Here is a 10162-nt window from a genome sequence, read left to right as displayed (position 1 = left end):
CTTCTTCGAAACCCGTGTGATCGAGTACCAGACCGGCGGCGCGCTGAGCTGGGACTAACGTGTAGGAGCCGGCTTGCCGGCGATGGCGATCATGCGGGCGCCATCGCCGGCAAGCCGGCTCCTACAGGTTTGGTGTTGATTCCCGTTAAATAGTTTTTATGCCCAATCAAACCATCAAGACCCCCTGCGTCGGCCTGTGCTCCACCGTTTACGGGGACCTGGTCTGCCGGGGCTGCAAGCGTTACCACCATGAAGTGATCCAGTGGAACGGCTACAACGCCGACGAGAAACAGGCGGTGTGGCTGCGCCTGGAGCAATTGCTGGTGCAGGTCATGGCCAGCAAGTTGGAGGTGTTTGATGCGCACCTGCTGCGCCAGCAGCTTGAGTCGCGCAAGATCCGCTTCATGCCGCACCAGTCGGCGTACTGTTGGGCATATCAACTGATTGCCCGGGGTGCGCGGGTGATTTCCAAGCTGGACGCGTATGGGCTGGCGTTGCTGCCGGAGTTTCGCGAGCGCAGCCTGGCGGATCTGCGGGATGCGATTGACCGGGAGTTTTTCCTGCTGTCCGAAGCGCATTACGAACGGTATATCGCCCCGGGGTTTATCAGGGAGGCTTTTGGGCCTCCACTGATAGCCAGTTTCTGACTCAGCAATTCCAGGAGGCTGCGCGTTCGGCCTGCAGGTCATAACGCTCAATCGCCTCCTGGCACACCCGCGCCTCCAGACGCCCCTGCTTCACCAACGCCGTCAGCGCCGCCAGCACGATGTGATGGCGGTCCACCTCAAAGAAATCCCGCAGCGCCGCCCGCGTATCGCTGCGCCCAAAGCCGTCGGTGCCCAGCACGGTGTAGTTGGAATCCAGGTAAGCGCCAATCATCTGTGGCACTGCCCGCACATAGTCGGACACCGCGATCACCGGCGCGCCGTTGGGCAAGCACGCATTCACATGGCTGACCCGCGCAACGGCCTGCGGATGCAAGCGGTTCCAGCGTTCAACCTCCCGCGCATCCCGCGCCAGTTCGCTGAAACTGGTGACGCTGAACACTTCGCTCTCCACCTGCCAATCGTCCGCCAGCAACTGTGCCGCCGCTTGCGCCTCGCGTACCAACGTGCCGGACCCGAGCAGGCGCACCTTGGCATTGGTCGTGCCTTGCAGGCGGTACATGCCCTTGATGATCGCCGCTTCAACGCCTTCCGGCAGGCTGGGCTGCGGGTAGTTTTCGTTCATCAAGGTCACGTAGTAGAACTCGTCCACATCGTGTTCCAGCATCTGGCGCATGCCGTGGTCGAGGATCACCGCGAATTCCCCGGCGAACGCCGGGTCGTAGGCGCGGCAGTTGGGCACGGTGGCCGCGGTGAGGTGGCTGCTGCCATCCTGATGCTGCAAGCCTTCGCCACCCAGGGTGGTGCGTCCGGCGGTGGCGCCAAGCAGGAAGCCACGGGCACGTTGGTCGGCGGCAGCCCAGATCAGGTCACCAACGCGCTGGAAGCCGAACATCGAGTAATAGATGTAGAACGGCAACATACGCAGGCCATGCACCGAATAACTGGTGGCCGCCGCGACCCAGGAACTGATGGCGCTGGCTTCGCTGATGCCCTCCTCCAGGATCTGCCCGTCGGTGGCTTCGCGGTAGCTGAGGATCGAGCCGATGTCTTCCGGCTCGTAACGCTGGCCGACACTGGAATATATACCGATCTGCTTGAACAAGTTGGCCATGCCGAACGTGCGCGCTTCATCTGCCACGATCGGCACGATGCGCGGGCCGAGGGCCTTGTCCTTGAGCAGGTTGGTCAGCATGCGCACGAAGGCCATGGTGGTGGACATTTCCTTGCCGTCGGCAGCCGTGGCGAATCCGGCGTAGCCCGAAACGGCCGGCACGCTGACCGGGGCGGCGACCTGGCTGCGACTGGGCACGTAGCCGCCCAACGCCGTGCGACGCTGGTGCAGATAGCGCAACTCCAGGCTGTCCTCGGACGGTTTGAAGAAGCTCAGGGATTCGGTCTGTTCATCGGTCAGCGGCAACTGGAAGCGATTGCGGAAGGCGATCAACGCATCGCGGTCCAATTTCTTCTGCTGGTGGGTGGTCATCTTGCCCTGCCCGGCCTCGCCCATGCCAAAGCCCTTCTTCGTCTGGGCCAGGATCACCGTGGGTTTGCCTTTGACTGCGCGCGCGGCGTGGTAGGCCGCATGGATCTTGACCATGTCGTGGCCGCCACGCTTGAGGCGGTCGATCTGCTCATCACTCATGCCCTCGACCAGCCGCGCCAGGGACTCGCTCTGGCCGAAGAAGTGCTCGCGGTTGTAGGCGCCGTCCTTGGCGGCGAAGGTCTGGAATTGACCGTCAACCGTGCTGGACAAGGTGTTGACCAGCGAACCGTCAGCGTCCTTGGCCAACAACGCATCCCAGTCCGAGCCCCATACCAGCTTGATCACGTTCCAGCCGGCGCCGGCAAACAAGGCCTCCAGTTCATCGATGATGCGCCCGTTGCCACGCACCGGGCCGTCGAGGCGTTGCAGGTTGCAGTTGACCACCCAGGTCAGGTTGTCCAGGCCTTCGCGGGCGGCCAGTGTCAGGGCCGACATGCTTTCCGGTTCGTCCATTTCGCCGTCGCCGAAGACGCCCCACACGTGGCGGTCGGTGGTGTCCTGCAAATTGCGGTGCTGCAAGTAGCGCATGAAGCGCGCCTGGAAAATCGAACTGATCGGGCCGATGCCCATGGAACCGGTGGGGAACTGCCAGAAGTCCGGCATCAGCCACGGGTGCGGGTAGCTGGACAGGCCGCGTGCGCCCTGCTTGGGCCCACCTATTTCCTGGCGATAGTGGGCCAGGTCGTTTTCGCTCAAGCGGCCTTCCAGAAAAGCTCGTGCATAGATACCTGGCGCGGAATGCGGCTGATAGAACACCAGATCGCCGCCGAAGCCCTTGTTACGGGCGCGAAAAAAGTGGTTGAAGCCGACCTCGAACAAGTCCGCCGCACTGGCGTAACTGGCGATATGACCACCCAGCTCGCCGTAGGCCTGGTTGGCACGCACCACCATGGCCAAGGCGTTCCAGCGCACCAGCGAGGCCAGACGTTCTTCAGTAGCCAGGTCGCCGGGGAATGCCGGTTGCTGCGCCACGCTGATGCTATTGATGTAGGGCGTGCCGTGGCGCGGTTTCCAGTCGATGTGCGGAGCGCTGGCATCTTGCGCCAGCAGGTCGAGGATCTGCCGCGCCCGCGCGGGGCCGGCGTGGCTGACCAGGGAAGACAGGGCGTCGCGCCACTCATCCAACTCTTGCTGATCAATCACCGCATTCGTGAAACCGTTCATGGACACCTCCGGGTTTTTTTTCCAGTTTATGTCGGTGCTGGAGGATTTTTTGCCTGTTATCAGGCGCTCTCGGTGGAATTTTGAGCATAAATCACTGCCAATCGTCTTTTTACCAGCACGTTATGCTCAAGCAGGACGATAGCCCGCAATTGTGTTTAAAATGCCGCCCGCTCAACGACCGACGTTTAACGATGACCCCAGACGCACTCGCCACCCTGCACACCCACCTGCTCGCCGCTCTGGCGACGCCACCGGTTGAAACCCGCCGCCTGTTCCACGGCCGTGGCCGTTGCTGGCCGGGCCTGGAGCAACTGACGGTGGACTGGTTGCAAGGCGTGCTGCTGGTGGCGTTGTTCAAGGAACCGGACGCGGCACAACTGGAAGCCTTGAAGCACCTGCTGCAAACCGAGTTCGGCACCTACACCATCGCCCTGCAACACCGTTATCTGCCGCAAAGCACCACCGAATGGCTGTCGGGCAACCCTGTCGACGAGCTGACCATCACCGAAGGTGGCCTGCGCTACCTGATCGACCTGGGTAAAAAACAGAATAGCGGGCTGTTCCTCGACATGCGCTACGGCCGCAACTGGGTGCGTGAGCAGGCCAAGGGCCAGCGCGTGCTCAACCTGTTTGCCTATACCTGCGGGTTTTCCGTGGCGGCCATCGAAGGCGGCGCCGACCACGTGGTAAACCTGGACATGGCCCGTGGCGCCCTGAGCCGGGGTCGCGACAACCATCGCCTGAATGGTCATGACCTGAGCAACGTCAGCTTCCTGGGCCACGACCTGTTCAAGTCCTGGGCCAAGGTTACAAACAACGGCCCCTACGACCTGGTGATCATCGATCCGCCGTCGTTCCAGAAAGGTAGCTTCCTGTTGACCAAGGACTACCAGCGCGTACTGCGCCGCCTGCCGGATCTGCTCACGCCACAGGGCACGGTACTGGCGTGCATGAACGACCCGGCCTTCGGCGAAGACTTCCTGATCGACGGCGTCACCCGCGAAGCACCGGGCCTGCGTTTTGTCGAGCGGCTGCAAAACCCCCCGGAATTTCCTGATATTGACGTGCGCAGTGGCTTAAAGGCATTGGTGTTCCGCCAAGGCTGATGCCGAAACGTCTTACGCTTGCTACGCTAAGTGATACACCGGGGTGGTGAACCTTCTTACCCCCTTCCCGGTCGATACCTGCATTCCCCGGCCAGACTCGACGGCGTTACGTCGTCGGCTGCCCCGTTTCACCTTTTGGAGAACCGCCCGTGATATCGACCCTGCATGTAGCCAGACTCAAAGCCTGGGGCGCCCACGGCTTTACCGCCACCGGTGTGGTATTGGCCTTCCTGGCCACCCTGGCGCTGCTGGAAAACTCACCCAAGGCCTGCCTGCTGTGGCTGGGCCTGGCGCTGGTGGTGGACGGCGTTGATGGCTCACTGGCGCGACGGGTGAATGTCAGCACGGTACTGCCGAGCTTCGACGGCTCGGTGCTGGACCTGGTGATCGATTACCTCACCTATGTGTTTATCCCCGCCCTGTTTATCTATCGCTATATCGACCTGCCGGACTTTACGCACCTGTTCACGGTGTCAGTGATCCTGGTGTCGTCGCTGTTCTGCTTCTGCAACGTCAATATGAAGAGCAAGGACAACTACTTCGTCGGCTTCCCCGCCGCATGGAATGTGGTGGCTTTGTGCGTCTACATCATCCAGCCGGAAGCCTGGGTGACCTTGCTGACGGTGATCGGCCTGGCCCTGCTGACCGTGACGCCGATGAAATTCCTGCACCCGTTCCGGGTGAAGCGATTCATGCCGATCAACATTGCGGTGACCACGATCTGGCTGCTGTGCAGCTTCCTGATGGTGATGGATTACCCGAACACCAACCCATGGACATTTGGCTTGTGGTCGCTGATGTCGGCGTATTTCCTGGGGATTTGTATCTGGCGGACGGCGTTGGAGTGGCTCGACAAGCGCCATGGTTGATCACAACTGACTGTAGGAGCGAGCTTGCTCGCGAAGAACGCAAGGCCACCGCGGCGAGCCAGACTGACTACCCACGTAATCGTTAAGGTTTTTCGCGAGCAAGCTCGCTCCTACAGTCGGCCGGCAGGTAAGATAGCGGCCTTTCGCCCAGCCCCTTCGCTGCGCACCCTGCCAGAAAAGCCCTGCCCATGCCCTTCGAACTCAGCGTAGACCTCACCACCCTGGCCATCCTGGCGGTTGTCGCCTTCATCGCCGGCTTCATCGACGCCATCGCCGGTGGCGGCGGCTTGCTCACCACCCCCGCCCTGCTCACCGCCGGCATGCCGCCGCACCTGGTACTGGGCACCAACAAGCTCAGTTCCACCTTCGGCTCGGCCACTGCCAGCTTTACCTTCTACCGGCGCAAGTTGTTCCATCCGCGCCAGTGGGTGCATGCCATTGTCGGCACGCTGATCGGTGCGCTGACCGGCGCCGTGGTCGCCCACTACCTGCCCGCTGAAACCCTGAACAAGATGCTGCCGGTGATCGTGTTCGCCTGCGGCGTGTACCTGCTGTTCGGCGGCACGCCCAAGGCGCCAGTGGACGCCGATGCACCGATCAAGAAGAAATGGCAATCCACCCAAGGCTTCGGCCTGGGCTTCTACGATGGTGTGGCCGGCCCTGGTACGGGAGCGTTCTGGACCGTAAGCACAATGCTGTTGCACCCCATCGACCTGGTGAAAGCCAGTGGTGTGGCGCGCAGCATGAACTTCGTCAGCAACGCGGGGGCGCTGACGGTGTTCATCATCAATGGTTCGGTGGACTGGATCGTCGGCCTGGCCATGGGCGTGTCGGTGATGTGTGGCGCATTCTTTGGCGCACGCAGCGCGATCAGCGGCGGCGCCAAATTCATTCGCCCGGTGTTCATCACCGTGGTCCTTGGCCTGACCGTGCGCCTAGCCTGGCAGCACTGGTTCAGCGTGGCCTAGTCGGCGGGCCAGATACAGGTCGATCAGGTAACGCGCAATCGAACGTGACGCCGGCAACGGCGGCAAGTCGTGGATATTGAACCACTGCGCGTCCTCGATCTCATCAGCCTGGGGCACGATATCGCCCCCGGCGTACTCGGCATGAAAACCCAGCATCATCGAATGCGGGAACGGCCAGCACTGGCTGCCCATGTACTGGATGTTCTTGACCTCCACCTGCACTTCCTCGCGCACCTCGCGGATCAGGCAGTCTTCGGCCGACTCGCCCGGCTCGGCAAACCCCGCCAACGTGCTGTACACCCCCGTGACAAAGCGTGGCGAACGCGCCAGCAGGATCTCGTCGCCGCGGGTCACCAGCACGATCATGCTCGGCGAGATACGCGGGTAGCTGCGCAGGTCGCACGCCTGGCAGAACATCGCCCGCTCGCGCGGAACCTGGACCATGGCCTGGCCGCAACTCCCACAAAACCGGTGTTCACGCGCCCAGGTGCCGATCTGCGCTGCGTAGCCCAACACTTTGTAAAGGGTGTGATCGCCTTGCAGCATGAAGCCGCGCAGCCCCTGCCAACTGCAACCCGGCACTTGCGCAGAAGCATTGAGTTCCAGCAGGTACACCGGCTCGCCGTCGAGGTGGCCGATGCCGTGTTCGGCAAACACTGACAGGTCCTGACGCTTGAGCCATTCCCGGGGGAACAGCGGGCCGTTGGTGTCATGCAAAAAGCCGTCGCGGCTGCGGGCGACAGCCCAGCCGCCGGGGGTGTCGTTGTCCAGCAGCGTTGTGGTAATCCAGCCTGGGGTCATGTCAGTCAATCCACGAATTCGGGTTTCTGCTTACTCATATGGGCCGCGATGGCCACGCGCAGGTCGTTGGATTGCAACATAGCCGAGTTCCAGGTGGCAACGTATTCCAGGCCGTCATTGACTGTATGGTCACGCATGTAGCTGATCATCGCCTTGGTGCCGGCCACGGCAATCGGCGACTTGGCGGCGATTTCGTGGGCAATCTCCATCACCCCGGCCAGCAGGCTGTCCTGATCAGGATAGACGCGATTGACCAGGCCGATGCTGCGCGCCTCTTCGGCGCCAAACTGACGGCCGGTGTAAGCCAGCTCCCGCAGCATGCCATCGCCGATGATGCGCGGCAGGCGTTGCAAAGTGCCGACGTCGGCGGCCATGCCGATGTCGATTTCCTTGATGGAGAATTGCGCACCTTCGGCGGCGTAGCGCATGTCGCAGGCGCTGATCAGGTCGATGGCACCGCCGATGCAGTAACCCTGGATCGCCGCCAACACCGGCTTGCGGCAGTTGTCGACGGCATTGAACGAGGCTTGCAGCTCCAGGATCTTGCGGCGCAGCAAGCGCGCATTGCGCCCCACGTCCTTGCCGAACTCATTGGCCACCGAGGCCAGCATCATCAGGTCGATACCGGAGGAGAAATGCTTGCCGGCACCGCTGAGCACCACGGCGCGCACGGCGTCGGTGTCTTCGACCCACTGGAAAATGTCGATGATTTCGGTCCAGAACGCCGCGTTCATCGCGTTGATCTTTTCCGGGCGGTTGATCTGCACATGGGCAACGTTGCCGGTGAGTTCGACGACGAAAGCTTGGTATTCGGACATGGCAGTGATCCCTGACTGGCGAGTGATAAGGCCCGAACTATAACAAGGGAACGTGACGGCACATCGGCCAAAAACGGGACGGGCAAAGGTAATGGAATGTTGTGGCCGCGCGGTTCATGCAGCGCCGATACATTTCATCCAGGGCGGCCGATTTATCGGCTATACAATCAGGGCCATTGCCTGGAGCCGCCTATGCCGACCCCGTTTCGCTCATCCTTGATTCTCGCCCTGGTGGTCGTGCTCACCGGTATCGGCGCCGGGTTGGGCGGGATGTTGCTGGCGTTGCTGCTGCATGGCATTCAGCACCTGGCCTACGGTTATAGCCTGGACAGCCTGGTCAGCCATGAAACCTTCCTGTTGGGCGTGACGGCGGCGGCGCCCGAGCGGCGCTTGCTGGTGCTGGTTGTGTGCGGCCTGGTCGCGGGAGTGGGCTGGTGGGCGATTTATCGTTATGGCCGGCCGCTGGTGAGCATCAAACAAGCGGTGTCGGAAAAGATGCCGATCATGCCGCCCAAGACCACCCTCGCCCACGCCGTGTTGCAGATCATCACCGTGGCCCTGGGTTCGCCCCTGGGCCGTGAAGTGGCACCGCGGGAAGTCGGCGCGTTGGTCGCCACCTGGTTATCCCAGCGCGCGCGACTCGACCCGCAGATGCATCGCCTGATCGTCGCCTGCGGTGCCGGTGCGGGCCTGGCGGCGGTGTACAACGTGCCGTTGGGTGGCGCTGTGTTTGTACTGGAAGTGCTGGTGGGCGCATTCAGTTGGCCGGCGGCGGTGATTGCGTTGGCGACCTCGGCGATTGCAGCCTCGGTGGCGTGGATCGGGCTGGGTGCGGAATCGCAATATGTGGTCCCGCACTTTGTCTTGAACCCTGCCCTGATCGCCTGGGCGGTGGTCTGCGGTCCGGTCTTCGGCGTGGCGGCGTACGCTTTCACGCGGCTCACCGGCAAGGCGCGGGCGAATGCGGCCAGGGGCTGGCGCCTGCCAGTGCTGTCATTGATCAACTTCACGATCATCGGCGGCCTGGCGATGGTATTGCCGCAAATCCTCGGCAATGGCAAAGGCCCGGCGCAGCTGGGTTTCGACAATGAACTGACCATAGGCCTGGCCGCGTTGTTGCTGGCGGTCAAAGTCCTGATCACTACCAGCAGCCTGCGCGCCGGCGCTGAAGGCGGCTTGCTCACCCCCGGTCTGGCCAATGGCGCCTTGCTGGCGATCCTCCTCGGCGGCGCCTGGAGCCTGATGTGGCCTGGCGTGCCCTTGGGTGCATTTGCAATCATCGGCGCCGCCGCCTTCCTGGCTGCCAGCATGAGCATGCCGTTGACCGCGATTGTGCTGGTGGCGGAATTCACCCGCATCGACCATGACTTCCTGGTGCCGATCATCCTCGCAGTAGTCGGCTCGATGTGCGTCAGCAAGCTGTGCAAGCGCTGGGAAAATGCTGGATAAAACCCCGCACACACGCCATCCTTCGCGCTTTAAGCCGCCCCCATTCGCGGCGCTAGACGTTTGAAGGATATGCCCATGTACGCCCAACCTCTGACCCCTGCCGAATTCGAATTCATCGAAAACACCCTGCTCAAGTACGGCGACGACCACTCAGTGCTGAACCTGGCCGAACTCGACGGCTACTTCACCGCGCTGGTCTCCAGCCCGGTCCAGGTGGACGTGGCCGAGTGGTTCCCCGCGATCTGGGGCGGCCAGAACCCGGAATGGGACAACATGGACGAAGCGCAAAGCTTCCTCGAACTGTGCGTGCGCCACCTCAACACCCTGGCCGCACAACTGGCGACCGACGCCGCCGGCTTCAACGCCCGCTTCGACGAAACCGAACACCAAGGCCACCCCGTGACCCTCGCCGAAGAATGGTGCTTTGGCTACATCCGCGGCGCCGCCATCGGCAACTGGCCGGAACTGCCGGCAGAACAGGCTGCACTGCTGGAAAAAATCTCCTGGTGCGCCGAACAAGACAACTTCGAACTCCCAGCCGACCTGGACGTACAAGCACACCAGCAACGCGTCAGCGAAATCGAACCGGCAGCGCGTGCGCTGCATGATTACTGGCTGGCAAAACGATAATTCAGCTTTTGCTCTGCCCTGGCTTTTGATCTCGATCTTGATCTTAAGCGCCCCGTCAAACACGCTGGCCGAACGCAGGCTTGAATCCGTGGGTAACCCGGCAGGACGCCGGGTTAGCCGCGCTGGGCCAAGGATGGCCCATCGCGGCGGCCCACGGATTCAAGCCTGCGTTCGGGCACACCGAGCCTAGGCGAGGTGCCGAGTGT

At 62.3% G+C, this 10162-nt stretch carries 9 protein-coding genes; 6 read left to right on the top strand and 3 right to left on the bottom strand.

The window, feature by feature from the left end; genetic code table 11:
- The first annotated feature begins 158 nt into the window (after nt 1-158).
- Nucleotides 159-647: a DUF1289 domain-containing protein gene (locus tag CI807_RS20700; RefSeq protein ID WP_068937878.1), complete on the top strand. Its 489-nt coding sequence runs from the start codon at nt 159-161 to the stop codon at nt 645-647.
- Nucleotide 648: 1 nt separating this feature from the next.
- Here CI807_RS20700 and mdeB read toward each other — a convergent pair whose 3' ends face one another.
- On the bottom strand, nt 649-3315 hold the full coding sequence (mdeB, locus tag CI807_RS20695) for an alpha-ketoglutarate dehydrogenase (protein ID WP_095015990.1): 2667 nt from the start codon (nt 3313-3315) through the stop codon (nt 649-651).
- A gap of 191 nt (nt 3316-3506) precedes the next feature.
- Here mdeB and CI807_RS20690 point away from each other — a divergent pair, with 191 nt between their 5' ends.
- From CI807_RS20690 to CI807_RS20680, 3 genes are all read left to right on the top strand, one after another.
- Entirely contained in the window at nt 3507-4421 is a 915-nt protein-coding gene (locus CI807_RS20690) for a class I SAM-dependent methyltransferase (RefSeq protein ID WP_095015989.1), read from the top strand.
- A 149-nt stretch (nt 4422-4570) separates the two neighbouring features.
- Nucleotides 4571-5290 (top strand): phosphatidylcholine synthase, encoded by a 720-nt coding sequence (gene pcsA / locus CI807_RS20685; protein WP_095015988.1) that lies wholly within the window; start codon nt 4571-4573, stop codon nt 5288-5290.
- Nucleotides 5291-5478: 188 nt separating this feature from the next.
- On the top strand, nt 5479-6258 hold the full coding sequence (locus CI807_RS20680; protein ID WP_016980317.1) for a TSUP family transporter: 780 nt from the start codon (nt 5479-5481) through the stop codon (nt 6256-6258).
- Here CI807_RS20680 and nudC read toward each other — a convergent pair.
- Nucleotides 6226-7059: an NAD(+) diphosphatase gene (nudC, locus tag CI807_RS20675; protein WP_095015987.1), complete on the bottom strand. Its 834-nt coding sequence runs from the start codon at nt 7057-7059 to the stop codon at nt 6226-6228. The genes CI807_RS20680 and nudC overlap by 33 nt on opposite strands.
- Before the next feature lie 5 nt (nt 7060-7064).
- Entirely contained in the window at nt 7065-7877 is an 813-nt protein-coding gene (locus CI807_RS20670; RefSeq protein ID WP_028615967.1) for a crotonase/enoyl-CoA hydratase family protein, read from the bottom strand.
- Nucleotides 7878-8069: 192 nt separating this feature from the next.
- Between CI807_RS20670 and CI807_RS20665 the strand changes: the two genes are divergently transcribed.
- Both CI807_RS20665 and CI807_RS20660 read left to right on the top strand, forming a co-directional pair.
- Complete coding sequence (locus tag CI807_RS20665) at nt 8070-9326, top strand: chloride channel protein (protein WP_095015986.1); 1257 nt, start codon at nt 8070-8072, stop codon at nt 9324-9326.
- Between the two features lie 75 nt (nt 9327-9401).
- The gene (locus CI807_RS20660; RefSeq protein ID WP_095015985.1) at nt 9402-9956 is read left to right on the top strand and encodes a UPF0149 family protein; all 555 of its coding nucleotides are present in this window, start codon (nt 9402-9404) and stop codon (nt 9954-9956) included.
- The last annotated feature ends 206 nt before the right edge of the window (nt 9957-10162 follow it).

Origin of the sequence: Pseudomonas sp. NS1(2017) (genome assembly GCF_002269425.1) — a bacterium.
GTDB classification, from domain to species: domain Bacteria; phylum Pseudomonadota; class Gammaproteobacteria; order Pseudomonadales; family Pseudomonadaceae; genus Aquipseudomonas; species Aquipseudomonas reactans.
Note: the sequence above shows the minus strand (reverse complement) of the source record. Positions and strands in the feature narration are given on the sequence as shown.

Bases quoted from the DNA above. Each gene is read 5' to 3' on its own strand.
- CI807_RS20690 (WP_095015989.1), top strand. From the start codon at position 3,507: ATGACCCCAGACGCACTCGCCACCCTGCACACCCACCTGCTCGCCGCT.
- nudC (WP_095015987.1), bottom strand. From the start codon at position 7,059: ATGACCCCAGGCTGGATTACCACAACGCTGCTGGACAACGACACCCCC.
- CI807_RS20660 (WP_095015985.1), top strand. From the start codon at position 9,402: ATGTACGCCCAACCTCTGACCCCTGCCGAATTCGAATTCATCGAAAAC.
- CI807_RS20670 (WP_028615967.1), bottom strand. From the start codon at position 7,877: ATGTCCGAATACCAAGCTTTCGTCGTCGAACTCACCGGCAACGTTGCC.
- CI807_RS20680 (WP_016980317.1), top strand. From the start codon at position 5,479: ATGCCCTTCGAACTCAGCGTAGACCTCACCACCCTGGCCATCCTGGCG.
- CI807_RS20700 (WP_068937878.1), top strand. From the start codon at position 159: ATGCCCAATCAAACCATCAAGACCCCCTGCGTCGGCCTGTGCTCCACC.
- CI807_RS20665 (WP_095015986.1), top strand. From the start codon at position 8,070: ATGCCGACCCCGTTTCGCTCATCCTTGATTCTCGCCCTGGTGGTCGTG.
- mdeB (WP_095015990.1), bottom strand. From the start codon at position 3,315: ATGAACGGTTTCACGAATGCGGTGATTGATCAGCAAGAGTTGGATGAG.